Below are 13,917 nucleotides of genomic sequence, written 5' to 3' on the forward strand. Positions count from 1 at the left end.
AATATGTCATATGCGTGGTGCAGTTCTTATGAAGATACTGCCCAATTTCAACCGCTTTCATTTTAACAAATATTTAGAAATTTTCCTACTCTTTTTTTATTTCAATATCTGCCGAGTAAATGTAATGAATCGCCCCGTCTTCAGTTCGCACTTTTAATGTACCTGAATCTGTAATTCCAAGCGCCACACCGCGAATCGCTCCATTTAGCGTACGCGCTACAATTTGTTGACCAATCGTGACTGCATAGCCTTCCCACAACAGTTTAATCGGTAGAAAGCCGTGTTGTAAATACTGTCCATATAGCTGTTCTAACTTTTGTAACAATGTTTGAACAATTTTCGGACGGTGGAACGTTCGTCCCGTTTCAAGCGCTAGAGACGTCGCAATCGGGGCAATATCATTTGGGAACTGTTTTTGATTGACGTTCATGCCGATGCCGACGATGACTGCCCGCACTTGATCGGGATCGGCTTGCAATTCCGTTAAAATGCCGGCGACTTTTTTGCCATTGACTAATATATCGTTCGGCCATTTAATATCCGGTACGATGTTTGTTACTTCCTGGATCGCTTCGGCAACCGCAACAGCAACTAAAAGCGTCAGCTGAGGCGCTTGTTGCGGTGGAATAGACGGGCGCAAAATTAAACTCATCCAAATCCCTGTTCCTTTCGGTGAGTGCCATGATCGGTTTAAACGCCCTCTTCCTGCCGTCTGCTCCTCGGCAATGACAATCGTTCCTTCTTCGGCACCCTCGTGGGCAAGTTGATGAGCTAATTGTTGCGTCGAAGGCACGCTTTCTTGGTCATATACGTTCCAACCAAAACGTTTCGTTTTTAACCCGAGCTGAACCTCATTTGCGTTCAGTTTATCAGGCATTTGTTTTAAGCGATAGCCAAGCCTGCGAACGGCTTCAACTTCAAATCCTTCTTTCCTTAAATCTTCAATATGTTTCCAAACAGCTGTTCGTGAGCAACCGAGCTGCTCACTAATCTTTTGTCCGGATAAAAACGCTCCACCTGCTTCTGTAAATAGTTTCAACAGTTGTTTTCTCGTCTCTGATTGCATACCGCCCACTCCTTTAGCTTCTCTTTCTCATTTTCCACTTCATGATGCAGTACGGCACGCTCGATGTTTTCAATCATTTCAGCTAACCATGGACCAGCTTTTCTTTCAAATAAAATAAGCAAATCGTTCCCATTAATCGCAAGCTCTTTACGATTGTGAATGGGTAACGCCTCCCATTGTTTCAATAACAGATGCACATGTGGTTCATCATGATCCAATGCTGCGCGTATGCGCTCAATGTGTGGAATGTATGATCCATACTCATACAATGTGTCAATTGTCCAATCCGAAAGCGAACGAATATGTTCGAGCGCCTTTAAACAAATCAAAATGTCACGAATGAAGTGGTTTGGTAATTTCCATTTTTTTAGTTCTTTTTGATGAAAATGGACGACAAATGCAAATCGCGCCCATGCTTCCGTGCGATGAGTCGGCACAATGGAATAGGTAGCTAGTTGAGCAAGCTCCTTTTTTTTCGTAGCAAGCTCTGGCAAATAACAAAATAAATTCGTTTCGATTAAGAGATCAATTGCTTTTGACATAAACGGACCGAGCAGCAATTTTTCAAATTCAACGGCGATGCGCTCAACAGCAATATGTTGCAATAAATGTCCGTATTGTATAATGGCTTGTTTTGTCTTTGTAGATAAAGAAAAGCCGAGTTGGCTGACAAACCGAAGCGCTCGCATCATCCGTAACGCATCTTCGTTAAAGCGCTCCGCAGCATCGCCAACCGTTTCAATGATGCGCTGCTTCAACGCTTCCGTTCCCCCAAACGGATCGATGATGTCACCGTGCTCATTCATCGCGATGGCATTCATCGTAAAATCGCGTCGCTGCAAATCTTCATAAAGGGAGCTGACGAACGTGACATCTTTCGGCCTTCGATAATCTTCGTAACGTCCTTCTTTTCGAAATGTTGTCACTTCATATGAAACGCCACGCTCGATAACTATCACCGTTCCGTGCGCAATACCGACAGGAACGGTTTTCGGAAAGATGGACATTACTTCTTGTGGATGGGCAGATGTCGCAATATCAATGTCACCGATCGGTCTTTGTAGTAAATAGTCACGAACCGCCCCACCGACAAAATACGCTTCATGTCCATGACGTTTTAATGTTTCAATGACAGACAGCGCCTGTTGAAATTGTTCGTTCATCATTCATCCCCTTTAAGTTGAAAATAAATATGTTCATATTGTGCCACGATTTTCTCAGAATAAAATTTTTCATACACGGTTTCACACGCCTTTTGTCCCATCGTTTGACGAAGAGCTTCATCCGTTAATAAACGAAGTGTTTGACGTGCCGCATCGTTGATATCACCGAGCGCACATAAAAAGCCGTTTTTTCCATCCTCAATGACTTCGGGAATGCCGCCAATCGCCGTGCCAACGCAAGGCACATGACATGCCATCGCCTCAAGTAAAACAAGACCGAAGCTTTCCTTTTCTGACAATAATAATTTCACATCACTAATCGAGTACAAGTCCGCTAAATTTTCTTGTTTCCCTAAAAAGCGAACATATTCGCATAGTTTCAATTCTTTCACAAGGCGACAAACGACTGTCATTTCTGGTCCATCACCGACAAGGAGTAATTTCGCAGGGACTTGTTTCACAACGAGCGCAAACGTACGGACGACATCGCATACCCGCTTTACTTTTCTAAAGTTCGACACATGAATAACTACTTTTTCATGCGGGGCGATGCCGTATTGCCGACGGAGTTCATCATTTCGCCGTTTGCTGTATACACGTTCGTCAACAAAGTTATACACCGTTTGAATCGGCTTTTGCACATCAAGTAGTTCATACGTTTGAATAGCTAATGCATTGGATACGGCTGTGACAACATCGGATTGTTCGATACCAAATTTAATTAAGTCACTTAATGACGGATCGTACCCGAGCACAGTAATATCTGTACCATGTAGCGTCGTCACAATTTTTAAATGATCACCGACCATTTGTTTTGCTAAAAAGGCGCAAAGGGCGTGCGGAACAGCATAGTGGGCGTGAATGATGTCAAGTTGCTCCCGCTTCGCCACTTCTGCAATTTTACTTGCCAATGCCAAATCGTATGGCGGATATTGAAATACAGAATACGGATTCACTGTCACTTCATGATAATAAATGTTCGGATACACTTTATTGAGTCGAAATGGAATGCTTGATGAAATAAAGTGAATATCATGACCACGTTCAGCAAGCATTTTTCCTAATTCCGTCGCAACGACCCCAGAGCCGCCGACTGACGGATAACAAACGATTCCTATTTTCAGTTTCATTTTTCTTCCCCTAACAAATCTTGTGCAAGTATAATTGGTTTTTTTGTCATAAATCCTTCCGCAAACGAGACGCCAACTTCTTTGCCAAATAATCGTTCGCGGCTTTCAACGGTTTCAATATATCCGTTCGTTAACGGCGTGTCAACTGAATCGCTCATTCGATCGAATTGGCTTTCGTATGCCTGTAAACTCGCTAATTTTTTATCGATTGTATCACTAATATCGACGACAAAATGAGGGCGATGAAATCCGTTAATCATATAAAAATAAACGGCTTGCACGCGATGAGGAGGTAGCTGTTGACCATCTTCATAACGGCGAATGGCAGCTGAAAACACCGCTTCTTCCACTAATCTCGCGCATTGACCATGATCTGGATGGCGATCTTCCCAATATGGTGCAAACACAATATGCGGTCGATATGTACGAATAACGGTCACGATCGGATCAATATGCTCTTTTTGCATGGTTAGTCCACGATCTGGAAGATTGAGCTGTATACGTGTATGAACGCCGAGAATGTCAGCTGCCCGCTTCGCTTCTTGCTGGCGAATATGTACCGTTCCGTTCGATGATAGCTCTGCTAACGTCAAGTCGCATATACCGATGTTATATCCTTGTTGAGCGTATTTCGCAATCGTGCCGCCCATGCCGATTTCAACATCATCGGGATGGGCGCCAAATGCTAACATATGCATTACTTCTTCCCTCGCTTCACAATATTTCGCCATGCAAAATCGCCACGCTCTAAACCGTGTATGAGTACTTCAGCTGTTCCCATGTTTGTCGCTAACGGAATAGCATACACGTCACAAAGACGAATAAGAGCGCTAACATCCGGTTCGTGTGGTTGAGCTGTCAATGGATCGCGGAAGAAAATAACCATATCCATATCGTTATTTGCAATCATCGCACCGATTTGCTGATCGCCTCCAAGTGGACCAGATTGAAAGCGATGAACAGAAAGACCTGTCGCTTCTTGAATGCGCAATCCCGTCGTACCTGTTGCATATAGCTCATGTTCAGCTAAAATATGTTGATAAGCTGTCACAAACTGAACCATATCTTCCTTCTTTTTATCGTGCGCAATTAAAGCAATTTTCAATTCCCTCTCCTCCTTATTCAATTAAATGTTCTAATCCATATACGAGCGTTTCTAGCTTCATCACCGTCTCAACAGAAAAACGAACACCTGACATAAATGATGAACGATGGAACGAATCGTGACGAATTGTCAATGTTTGTCCATCGCCACCAAAAATGACTTCTTGATGTGCTACAAGCCCCGGCAAGCGAACGCTATGAATGCGCATGCCGTCATATAAGGCTCCGCGCGCTCCTTCCATCGTCTCTTTTTCAGCTTCATGCCCTTGTATGAATGAAGGACGTACTTGTTGAATGAGCTGCGCTGTTTTCAACGCTGTACCAGACGGAGCATCAAGTTTTTGATCGTGATGAAGTTCAATGATTTCTACGTGAGGAAAATATTTAGCCGCCATTTGTGCAAATTTCATCATTAAAATTGCACCAATCGCAAAATTTGGGGCAATAATTGCACCAATTTTTTTCTCTTCAGCTACTTGTGTTAAACGTGTTAAATCATCTTCTGTAAATCCTGTCGTACCAACGACCGGGCGAACACCGTAATGCAATGCGATTTCCGCATGACGTTTTCCGACTTCTGGCGTCGTTAAATCGATTAATACGTTCGCTTGCACTGTTTGCAAACATCGCTCTAAATCTGTAAAAATCGGGGCTTCAATCGCTGGGAAACCGTCAAGTTGTGCTAACGTTTTTCCTTCGTTCATTCGGTCTACAACAGCGACAAGCTCAAAATGTTTTGTATCATGAACGAGAGAAACGGCTTCTCTACCCATTCGTCCACGCGGGCCGGCAATAACAATTCGAATCATCTTCCCTCTTCCTTTCTTGTCCAACGATCGCGATCTCGCGTTTGAAATTTATGCATGACCGTATCATGCGCTTCTTGTAAATCGATATGTAACGAATTGGCCATACATATAAGTACAAACAATACATCCCCTAATTCTTCTTGAATCGTTTTTTCTCGTTCCGTTTTCTTTTTTGGCTTTTCACCATAGTGATGGTTCACTTCGCGGGCGAGCTCGCCTAATTCTTCTGTTAAACGAGCAAGCATTGCTAGCGGACTAAAATACCCTTCTTTAAACTGTCCAATGTATTCGTCAACTTCGTGTTGCATTTGCCGCATCGTTTTTTCCATTGTCTTCACCTCTTACATTCATGTTAGCTAAAAGTAAGGCATTTGACAAATGTTTTTGACGGGTGCAATCACATTCCTCTATAATAAAAAACGCAGTCATATTCGAGAGGTGAAGACGATGAAACTAAGAAATGTCGCATTTATTTTACTAGGATCTGCTATTTTTGCGTTTGGACTTGTCCACTTTAATATGGAAAATAAACTAGCGGAAGGCGGATTTACAGGGATTACCCTTCTTTTATATTTTTTATTTGGCATTGATCCTTCTATTTCAAACTTAGTACTGAACATCCCGCTGTTTTTTATCGGATGGAAATTGCTTGGACGGACGACGTTTTTTTATACGATTCTCGGAACAGTTAGTTTATCTGTATTTCTTTGGATTTTTCAACGATACGGATTTCACATTCCGCTCAATAACGACCTTACGTTAGCTGCATTGTTTGCTGGTGTGTTTATCGGGGTCGGTCTCGGTATTATTTTCCGCTACGGTGGAACAACAGGTGGTGTCGATATTATTGCTCGGCTCGTATATAAATATAAGGGCATTAGTATGGGGAAAACGATGTTTTTGTTCGACTCATGTGTCATTTTCCTCTCTTTACTGACGTATTTACCGTACCGTGAAGGCATGTATACGCTCGTTGCAGTGTTTGTCGGGGCGCGCGTGATTGACTTTTTGCAAGAAGGCGCATATGCAGCAAAAGGAGCGACCATTATTTCTGAAAAAAGCGATTTAATTTCAGAAAAAATTATGACGGAAATGGAGCGAGGAGTTACAATTTTAAAAGGAATCGGCTCTTACACAAAACGAGAACGAGATGTTTTATATTGCGTTGTAGCTAAAAATGAATTATCACGTTTAAAATCCATTATCACGTCCGTTGACCCATATGCATTTGTCGCTATTAGCGATGTGCACGATGTACATGGTGAAGGATTTACATTAGATGAAAATAAACAACCGCTACATGAATAAAAGCGTCCATCGACGGACGCTTTTATTGTTTATCTCTTACCATTTTTCTTTCTTTTTCTCCATGATATTTTCGCCATCCTACATACGTTAACGTCATAATAATCATACCACCGATAGACGTCATGACCCACCAAAGTGACGGAAGTGTCGTTTCTTTTTTTCCATCAGCAAACAAAGCTTGCAAATCATCTTCCATTTGTCGCAACTCTTTCATTCGCTCTGTTGCATGCAATTGACGAAAAGCAGGAGCTTCTAAAAGAGAAATGTGAGCAGATACACGTTGGACTTGTTCACGATCAACGTTAATTTTTACGCTCGGTTCAATCAGTTGATACCGTTGTAAAAATTGATGAAACGCTTGTTGAAATAATTGTTCGTCCTCACGTTCCATCGCTTGCTTCATCTTTTCAAACGCTGACATGACAGCGTATTTCATTTCTTTCCAAAGCGGTTGATGTTTCGTGTGAACAGCATCAACAGCAAGCCGAAATTGCGTCAATTGATTGATTCGTTGTTCCATCGGTACACTCGATGTCGTAACCGCTTTTAATGCTTCTTCGTGCGTAGCCGTTAACACATATATGACATCCATGGAATGAATGTCTTCACGAAATAATGCGAATTGTTTTTCGAAATATTCTAATAACTGCTTTGCTTCTTGCAGGCGATCATTTTTTGTTAGCTGAAGCGCTTCGTCAGAAATTTGATCGAGTTTGTCCCACTCATGTCCGTTTGCATATACGGTATACGGAAATAAAGAAATGATGATAAACATCACGACGAATCGAATGCGCATCTCCTTGTCCCTCCTTACGATCTTACTATTGAATATATGATCGCAAAAAGAGACATAGACCTTGATTTATCGCTGGCGTGAAAAAATGTACGCCACCGCAATTGAAACGATGCTTAGCCAAAATGTAAAATAGCCGATTTGTAGCGTATATTGCGCCAACATCCGATATTGCGGCATCATCCCAAACACGTAATCGATGACGTCGTTATGCAATGTCCAAATGGCAGCGATGACAACATGAACAAACGACATGCGGTAATGTGGGGCATACAACAATGCTTGCACCGCCATGGCTCCATGCGATATCACGAGCATCCATCCCGCCCAACCGAGTTCTCCTGTCACAATAAATACAAGCATATTCATGACAACAGCCCAAATGCCATATTTCACGAGCGTAACAACCGCCAACGCTTCCATGAGCGGCCAATGCGTATGACGAAGCCACGCGATTACAACAAAAACAAAAAACAAACTCGCTGTTGGACTATCCGGGACAAACGGAAGAAAGATCGCTGGGGTTTCCGACAACTGTGGTCCATACCATACATAACCATAAATTGTCCCAATGACATTGACGACCAATAATAGCATAAGAAACGAGCGATGCATCAACCAATCACGTATGTATAACATATACCGAACCTCCCATATGTACAAAAAAGCTGACTGATGTTCAGTCAGCTTTCATCAATTATTCTGCTTTTAAACCTGCAACGAATTCTGCAAGCTTTTGTAACTCTTCATCTGTACCTTTGAAAATACCTCCTGGCATGCCACCTTTACCATTTTTTGCGATGTTAGCAATTTCCTCAGGAGATAATCCTGTGCCGACAAGAGATGGAGCAGCTGGACCACCTTGTAAGTTTTCGCCGTGACATGTTAAGCATGTGTTTGCTTCTAAAATTTTATATCCTTCTGCATTTTTGTCAATTTCTACTTCCGCACGAATTTTTCCTTGCTCAGCAGCCGCTTCCCAGTCGTGCGTGACGACAGATTCCCATGTTAAGAAAATGATTGCAGCGAGCGTAAGCAACATCATACCGACAGCAACTGGGCGCTTCGATGGGCGACGCTCTGGACCACGATCTAAAAACGGTGCAAGCAATAACGCTCCAAACGCGAGTCCAGGAATAACGATCGCTCCGATCACAGTATATGGACCAGATGCAAATGAGTACTTCAACAACTGGTATAGGAATAAGAAATACCAGTCTGGAAGCGGAATATAACTTGTATCTGTCGGATCCGCAATTCGCTCAAGTGGCGATGGATGTGCGACGGTTAAACATAAAAAGCCGATTAAAAAGACGGAGCCGACCATCCATTCTTTTAATAAAAAGTTCGGCCAAAACGCCTCGGTTTTCCCCGGATATTCGGAATAGTCTTTCGGAATGTTCGGCTTGCGCATGGCAGGCACGCGTGAATCGCCGACAAATTTCATCCCTTTTCCGCGATGCATATCGTTCCCTCCCTTATGCTAAATTTTACAGTGGACCAGAGATACCTTGTTTTCGAATCATTAAAAAGTGTGCAGCCATTAAACCTAATAACGCCCCTGGCAAGAAGAATACGTGAATCGCAAAGAAGCGCGTTAACGTTTGAGCTCCAACGATTTCATGGTGACCTGCCAATAACGTTTTAATCGCTGGACCGATAACTGGTGTCGCTTCAGCAATTTGCAATCCGACTTTTGTCGCAAAGAGCGCTTTCATGTCCCAAGGCAATAAGTAACCTGTGAAGCCAAGACCCATCATAACCATAAAAATAAGTACACCAACGATCCAGTTCAACTCACGTGGCTTTTTGTAAGCACCTTGGAAAAATACGCGCAACGTATGTAAAAACATCATCACAATAACAAGGCTTGCCCCCCAGTGATGCATACCGCGCACAATTTGCCCAAACGCCACTTCGTTTTGTAAGTAATAAACAGATTCCCAAGCGTTTTTAATATCTGGTACGTAATACATCGTTAAAAACATACCAGATAAAATTTGGATAACTGTAACGAAAAACGTCAATCCACCAAAGCAGTAAACAAACGCTGAAAAGTGATGCGCAGGGTTTACGTGCTCTGGCACTTCATGATCTGCGATATCGCGCCACAAAGGCGTAATATCTAGCCGCTCGTCAACCCAATCATAAATCTTATTAAGCATGTATTACGCCTCCCCTCGTGGTTTCGCTTTACCTAAATACAACGTGCCATCTTTTACTTCGTATTCATAACGGTCTAGTGGCGCTGGTGGCGGCGTATTTGGCACGTTCGTTCCGTCCTTTTCGTATAACCCATAGTGACAAGGACAGAAGAAACGGTTTGGATTGCTTTTTTCGCCATTCCAGTTCACCGTACAGCCAAGATGTTTACAGATTGGTGATAGCGCAACAATATCCCCATTTTCATCTTTAAATACCCACGCAGATCTTGGCTCTTCCGACTCGTACCACGCGTCTTTTACTTTTACTTTGAAGTCGAAGCGCTGTGGTTCTGTCGTAATGTCTTTTACTTGGGCAACTGCAACCATATCTTGCCCAGCTTCTTCTTTTAAAATCGGATCTAAGGCAAAGCGCACCATTGGTGATAAAATACCAGCTGCCATAAATCCGCCTACACCTGTTAGCGTGTAGTTTAAAAACTGTCGTCTTGACACGCGATGCTTTTTCTCGCTCATCGTTTTCCCCCCTCTATGCAAAGTTAAGTCCATCCGGACGAATTGTTATAACACATATATAAAACTAGGACAACCTAATGATATATCATGTTTCCACCAAGGTCAATATAATGATAGTGTAAACGCTATCTAATTTTTTAACGTCCATTTTGCAACTAACGCATCCATCACTTGTTCGACTTGTTGGCGCACGACTTTTTGCTTGTATGATTCATCAGCATGTTCAAGCGGAAGCGCTGGTACATACACAAACGATTCATCCGCAATGTCTGCATGCGAAGTGACAAAACATATATGTTGAAATCCCGCTTGTTTTAACATGTTTATCCATTCATACACCCGCGCTTGTATTTGTTCTTGCACGAAATATGTCAGTGGCGGAAATAACATCACCCTCCCCTTAAACTGTCGCTCCACTTCATTTGCAATAAACAACGTATGCTCGCTCATTTCAGCAAACGCTTTCATATTTGCGATTCCTATCGGTACACACGGAACGAGCGCTGTGTCGACATACTCTTTCGCTTGTTGATACATGTCCACATCTTTTGCTGTCCATTTCATTGAAATCACTCCTTATGTTTCCATATTACACGAAATGCATATGTATTTTTTTGAACATTTTGTGACAAATATATACATAGTAAAAAGCGTTGCGAAAACACGAGGTTAGCGCAACGCTTTTAATTGTTCAGTCAGCTCGCGAAATTTTTGTTCATCTTGCTGATCAAGCGCCTCGTCAATTAACCGCATAATTTTCTGACGTTGAAAATGTTGGATCGATTGGTGCACAATCGTTTCAACAAGTTGCTCATCTTGTTTGTTCGCTTTTTTTGGCATATACGGATTTTCTTCAAGCACTGCCACGTATTGCGGCGAATGAAATGCACCGCGAAAATTAAGTTGAATGTAAATATCCTCATCACGATTTAAGCGAATATCGTGAAACGATTTTTCCGCATCTGTCGTGATGACGTTTTGCTTATAAAATCGAAACGGCACATCGTCAACACAATGCGTCGACATCATCATGCCGCGCGGACAATATTCGGCATGTTCTACAAAATGCACTTTTTCCATGAGCGTATCATGACTAAGCAAATAGTTTAAAATCCATACACATTCGCGCCTTTTTAATTGGTAGTTGTTTAAAAACCAGCGAACAAATTCTTTTTTCTCCCGGACAGAAACCATTCCCTTCCCCCCTTGCATCCGAATGACAACTTCATTCAAATTGCAACATCATGTGGGCAATCTCTTCGTTTGTCGGATCGATACGTAATAGTTGTTCAAATATTTCTTTCGCTCTCTCTCTTCTTCCCTCCTCAAATAAAAAATAGCCAAAATCATATAAAAAGTTTGGATCATCTTTAAAAAAAGTATATGCTTCTTCATAATGATTTAATGCCTGATCATACATTTCAAGCTTTTGCTTCGCCTTCGCAAGCTCCCATTCAAATTGCGGATCGTATTCACCTTGATCGATTGCTTGTTGGATGACATGTACAACGTCTTCATACCGCTCCTCATGAAACAGCAAACTCGTCTGTATAAACAACGCTTCTAAATAACCCGGATCAATATCGAGCGCTTTTTCAATGTACATTAGCGCTTCCTCTCGCTTGCCGAGTTTTAATGCAATTTTCCCAGCATATACAAGCAACTCTTTATTCCATTCATCTATTGTTAATCCTTCTTTTGCTATTTCGTAACTTTGTTGTATATCTCCTTCTTGTTCATACGATTTTGCTAAAAATAAATAAAGTGGCACGTACTCACGATCAAGCGCTTTTAACTCACTGAATTTCGCAATAGCTGTTTTATATGCTTCCGCTTGATATGCAGTAAATCCGTATTGAAATAACGTGTGGGCATCGAAACGTTCATTTAATGCTTCCTCATAATAAGATAACGATCGTTCGAATTCACCAAGTAAGCTGTATGCTTCCGCTATGCGCTGAGCAATGACAGTACCTGCGAGCGTTTTTGTTTTGTTTATGACTTGTTCATAATACGGCAAACTTTTTTGATATTGCCCGGTCGTAAAGTATAACTCTGCTAATGCAAATTGAACGAGTGGTTCGTCCGGCATTTTTTCATACGCTTTTAATAGTTTTTGTTCACTTACTTCATCTAATCCTTGCATTTGATAAAGGTCTGCCATTAACAAGCATGCGCGCACATAATATGGGTCATCTTCTTCTATGTCCATCAACAATTCGAGTGCTTCTTCTTCTTTATCCATCTCTGTATATATTTCTGCTAAAAAGAGTTGTAGTTCCCGTTCGTCTGGATAACGTGTAAGCAACATATGAACGAGCGATTCCGCCTCTTCTAACAATCCCCATGAAAATAGTTGATCGGCCAACATATATCGCTCTTCATCGTTTCCGTTTTGTTTCACCTGTTCGGCAAGTGCTAACGCGCGTTCCACATCTCCTTGTTCAACGAGTTGAACGATTTGATCTACTGTCTTCATCAATCTCACCCTCATCATTCATATCATCACGCTTTATCATACCACCGAACAAATAACCATGCAAAAAAAGAAGCTGATCCATCATAGAATCAGCTTTGCAAGGCATGCAAATGTTCAAAAAATGCCGGATATGACACCGCAATCGCTTCGGGACGTTGGAGAGTGACGTTTCCTTTTGTGATGCATGCTGCGATAGCTAACATCATACCGATGCGATGATCACCATAGCTATCAACAATGGCATCGTTCGCATAAAGCGGTGTTTTTCCATGAATAATCATTCCGTCTTCTGTCGCTTCGATGTGAGCACCAAGCTTTCGCAACTCGGACACAACTGTTGCGATGCGATCCGTTTCTTTTACTTTTAACTCGCTCGCGTCTGTAATGACTGTCGTCCCCTCTGCTTGCGTTGCTAAAAGCGCAATAATCGGAATTTCATCAATTAATCGAGGAATGATATCGCCACCAATACGCGTTGCCTTCAATGTCGATGTACGAACGGTAATATCTGCTACAGGTTCACTTTCTTCATGACGAACATTTTCAATAAAAATATTTGCCCCCATGTCTTTTAATACATCAATAATCCCTGTGCGCGTCGGATTCATTCCGACATGCTTTAATGTAATTTCACTATTTGGGACAATTGCACCAGCGACTAAAAAGAAAGCTGCAGAAGAAATATCACCTGGCACTTCTATATCAATCGCTTGAAGCGTTTGTCTTCCTGTGACGGAGACGCTTAATCCGTCGACATGCACGTCCGCTCCAAATGCTCTTAACATACGCTCAGTATGATCGCGCGAACGATGTGGTTCGGTGACTGTCGTCGTTCCTTCCGCGTGTAGCCCTGCAAGCAAAATGGCCGATTTCACTTGTGCGCTTGCAACAGGGGAATAATATGTGATTGGGTGGAGTTGTCCGCCACGAATGGCTAACGGTGTATATCGTCCTTGTTCCCTTCCATCGATGTGCGCGCCCATTTGTTTTAACGGTTTTGTGACGCGATCCATTGGTCGTTTCGCAATCGAATCATCCCCGATTAAACAAGCATGAAACGGACAAGCTGCTAAAATGCCTAACAACAAACGCGTCGTCGTTCCTGAGTTGCCAACGTTTAATATATGTGTAGGCTCCTTTAAACCGTCAATCCCTTTTCCTTCTACAATCACTTCATTCCCTTGTTGCGTAATTGCTACACCCATTTTTCGGAAACAATCGATTGTACTTAAACAATCTTCACCTGTCAAAAAATTTGTCACCCGCGTTGTCCCTTTCGCAAGCGCACCAAACATAACAGCGCGGTGAGAAATGGACTTATCTCCCGGAATAGCGATCTCTCCTCGCAATGCATGGATATTTGTTTTTAATTCCATCATTCCACCCT

Annotated in this window: 17 protein-coding genes; 1 reads left to right on the top strand and 16 read right to left on the bottom strand. The window is 42.3% G+C overall.

What is annotated here, in order from left to right:
* Positions 1–85: 85 nt before the first annotated feature.
* The 7 genes from HNQ84_RS03800 to HNQ84_RS03830 are packed head-to-tail and all read right to left on the bottom strand — an operon-like array spanning position 86 to position 5,601.
* Positions 86–1,066 carry a biotin--[acetyl-CoA-carboxylase] ligase gene (locus HNQ84_RS03800; protein ID WP_435621225.1) on the bottom strand — a complete coding sequence of 327 codons (981 nt, stop codon included), beginning with the start codon at positions 1,064–1,066 and terminating at the stop codon, positions 86–88.
* Positions 1,036–2,229 (bottom strand): CCA tRNA nucleotidyltransferase, encoded by a 1,194-nt coding sequence (locus HNQ84_RS03805; RefSeq protein WP_435621226.1) that lies wholly within the window; start codon positions 2,227–2,229, stop codon positions 1,036–1,038. Before HNQ84_RS03805 ends, HNQ84_RS03800 begins: the two co-directional genes overlap by 31 nt.
* The gene (gene bshA, locus HNQ84_RS03810; protein WP_183246662.1) at positions 2,229–3,359 is read right to left on the bottom strand and encodes an N-acetyl-alpha-D-glucosaminyl L-malate synthase BshA; all 1,131 of its coding nucleotides are present in this window, start codon (positions 3,357–3,359) and stop codon (positions 2,229–2,231) included. The genes HNQ84_RS03805 and bshA overlap by 1 nt, the downstream gene beginning before the upstream one ends.
* Positions 3,356–4,090: a bacillithiol biosynthesis deacetylase BshB1 gene (gene bshB1, locus HNQ84_RS03815; RefSeq protein ID WP_246348803.1), complete on the bottom strand. Its 735-nt coding sequence runs from the start codon at positions 4,088–4,090 to the stop codon at positions 3,356–3,358. The genes bshA and bshB1 overlap by 4 nt, the downstream gene beginning before the upstream one ends.
* Positions 4,057–4,464: a methylglyoxal synthase gene (mgsA, locus tag HNQ84_RS03820; protein ID WP_032099864.1), complete on the bottom strand. Its 408-nt coding sequence runs from the start codon at positions 4,462–4,464 to the stop codon at positions 4,057–4,059. The genes bshB1 and mgsA overlap by 34 nt, the downstream gene beginning before the upstream one ends.
* 13 nt (positions 4,465–4,477) lie before the next feature.
* Positions 4,478–5,272: a 4-hydroxy-tetrahydrodipicolinate reductase gene (gene dapB, locus HNQ84_RS03825; protein ID WP_435621227.1), complete on the bottom strand. Its 795-nt coding sequence runs from the start codon at positions 5,270–5,272 to the stop codon at positions 4,478–4,480.
* Positions 5,269–5,601, bottom strand: coding sequence for a nucleotide pyrophosphohydrolase (locus tag HNQ84_RS03830; protein WP_032099866.1), 333 nt, complete (start codon positions 5,599–5,601; stop codon positions 5,269–5,271). The genes dapB and HNQ84_RS03830 overlap by 4 nt, the downstream gene beginning before the upstream one ends.
* 118 nt (positions 5,602–5,719) lie before the next feature.
* On the opposite strand from HNQ84_RS03830, the gene HNQ84_RS03835 reads away from it, so the two are divergent.
* Complete coding sequence (locus tag HNQ84_RS03835) at positions 5,720–6,580, top strand: YitT family protein (RefSeq protein WP_435621228.1); 861 nt, start codon at positions 5,720–5,722, stop codon at positions 6,578–6,580.
* Between the two features lie 22 nt (positions 6,581–6,602).
* On the opposite strand, the gene ypjB is transcribed toward HNQ84_RS03835, so the two are convergent.
* The 9 genes from ypjB to aroA all read right to left on the bottom strand — a co-directional run bounded on the left by ypjB (position 6,603) and on the right by aroA (position 13,906).
* Positions 6,603–7,376: a sporulation protein YpjB gene (ypjB, locus tag HNQ84_RS03840; RefSeq protein WP_435621229.1), complete on the bottom strand. Its 774-nt coding sequence runs from the start codon at positions 7,374–7,376 to the stop codon at positions 6,603–6,605.
* A 66-nt stretch (positions 7,377–7,442) separates the two neighbouring features.
* A complete protein-coding gene (gene lhaT, locus HNQ84_RS03845) occupies positions 7,443–8,012 on the bottom strand; it encodes a lipoprotein heptaprenylglyceryl N-acetyltransferase LhaT (RefSeq protein ID WP_435621230.1) in 570 nt (189 codons plus the stop codon).
* 58 nt (positions 8,013–8,070) lie between these two features.
* Positions 8,071–8,838 (bottom strand): c-type cytochrome, encoded by a 768-nt coding sequence (locus tag HNQ84_RS03850; protein WP_435621231.1) that lies wholly within the window; start codon positions 8,836–8,838, stop codon positions 8,071–8,073.
* A 25-nt stretch (positions 8,839–8,863) separates the two neighbouring features.
* Entirely contained in the window at positions 8,864–9,538 is a 675-nt protein-coding gene (qcrB, locus tag HNQ84_RS03855) for a menaquinol-cytochrome c reductase cytochrome b subunit (protein WP_006319468.1), read from the bottom strand.
* 3 nt (positions 9,539–9,541) lie between these two features.
* Complete coding sequence (locus HNQ84_RS03860) at positions 9,542–10,051, bottom strand: Rieske (2Fe-2S) protein (protein ID WP_003394568.1); 510 nt, start codon at positions 10,049–10,051, stop codon at positions 9,542–9,544.
* Between the two features lie 129 nt (positions 10,052–10,180).
* Positions 10,181–10,615 (bottom strand): YpiF family protein, encoded by a 435-nt coding sequence (locus HNQ84_RS03865; RefSeq protein WP_435621232.1) that lies wholly within the window; start codon positions 10,613–10,615, stop codon positions 10,181–10,183.
* A 105-nt stretch (positions 10,616–10,720) separates the two neighbouring features.
* Positions 10,721–11,245 carry a ReoY family proteolytic degradation factor gene (locus HNQ84_RS03870; RefSeq protein WP_435621233.1) on the bottom strand — a complete coding sequence of 175 codons (525 nt, stop codon included), beginning with the start codon at positions 11,243–11,245 and terminating at the stop codon, positions 10,721–10,723.
* Positions 11,246–11,276: 31 nt separating this feature from the next.
* A complete protein-coding gene (locus HNQ84_RS03875) occupies positions 11,277–12,530 on the bottom strand; it encodes a tetratricopeptide repeat protein (RefSeq protein WP_435621234.1) in 1,254 nt (417 codons plus the stop codon).
* Between the two features lie 89 nt (positions 12,531–12,619).
* Entirely contained in the window at positions 12,620–13,906 is a 1,287-nt protein-coding gene (gene aroA / locus HNQ84_RS03880) for a 3-phosphoshikimate 1-carboxyvinyltransferase (protein ID WP_435621235.1), read from the bottom strand.
* Positions 13,907–13,917 lie beyond the last annotated feature (11 nt).

The organism is Anoxybacillus eryuanensis (genome assembly GCF_051200995.1).
Classification (GTDB): domain Bacteria; phylum Bacillota; class Bacilli; order Bacillales; family Anoxybacillaceae; genus Anoxybacillus; species Anoxybacillus tengchongensis.

What these genes read in the sequence shown, in the direction of transcription:
- HNQ84_RS03860 (WP_003394568.1), bottom strand. Translation starts at nt 10,051, where the DNA reads ATGAGCGAGAAAAAGCATCGCGTGTCAAGACGACAGTTTTTAAACTAC.
- dapB (WP_435621227.1), bottom strand. Translation starts at nt 5,272, where the DNA reads ATGATTCGAATTGTTATTGCCGGCCCGCGTGGACGAATGGGTAGAGAA.
- bshB1 (WP_246348803.1), bottom strand. Translation starts at nt 4,090, where the DNA reads ATGGCGAAATATTGTGAAGCGAGGGAAGAAGTAATGCATATGTTAGCA.
- qcrB (WP_006319468.1), bottom strand. Translation starts at nt 9,538, where the DNA reads ATGCTTAATAAGATTTATGATTGGGTTGACGAGCGGCTAGATATTACG.
- HNQ84_RS03830 (WP_032099866.1), bottom strand. Translation starts at nt 5,601, where the DNA reads ATGGAAAAAACGATGCGGCAAATGCAACACGAAGTTGACGAATACATT.
- lhaT (WP_435621230.1), bottom strand. Translation starts at nt 8,012, where the DNA reads ATGTTATACATACGTGATTGGTTGATGCATCGCTCGTTTCTTATGCTA.
- HNQ84_RS03870 (WP_435621233.1), bottom strand. Translation starts at nt 11,245, where the DNA reads ATGGTTTCTGTCCGGGAGAAAAAAGAATTTGTTCGCTGGTTTTTAAAC.
- HNQ84_RS03835 (WP_435621228.1), top strand. Translation starts at nt 5,720, where the DNA reads ATGAAACTAAGAAATGTCGCATTTATTTTACTAGGATCTGCTATTTTT.
- HNQ84_RS03875 (WP_435621234.1), bottom strand. Translation starts at nt 12,530, where the DNA reads ATGAAGACAGTAGATCAAATCGTTCAACTCGTTGAACAAGGAGATGTG.
- HNQ84_RS03805 (WP_435621226.1), bottom strand. Translation starts at nt 2,229, where the DNA reads ATGAACGAACAATTTCAACAGGCGCTGTCTGTCATTGAAACATTAAAA.
- ypjB (WP_435621229.1), bottom strand. Translation starts at nt 7,376, where the DNA reads ATGCGCATTCGATTCGTCGTGATGTTTATCATCATTTCTTTATTTCCG.
- HNQ84_RS03800 (WP_435621225.1), bottom strand. Translation starts at nt 1,066, where the DNA reads ATGCAATCAGAGACGAGAAAACAACTGTTGAAACTATTTACAGAAGCA.
- aroA (WP_435621235.1), bottom strand. Translation starts at nt 13,906, where the DNA reads ATGGAATTAAAAACAAATATCCATGCATTGCGAGGAGAGATCGCTATT.
- HNQ84_RS03865 (WP_435621232.1), bottom strand. Translation starts at nt 10,615, where the DNA reads ATGAAATGGACAGCAAAAGATGTGGACATGTATCAACAAGCGAAAGAG.
- HNQ84_RS03850 (WP_435621231.1), bottom strand. Translation starts at nt 8,838, where the DNA reads ATGCATCGCGGAAAAGGGATGAAATTTGTCGGCGATTCACGCGTGCCT.
- bshA (WP_183246662.1), bottom strand. Translation starts at nt 3,359, where the DNA reads ATGAAACTGAAAATAGGAATCGTTTGTTATCCGTCAGTCGGCGGCTCT.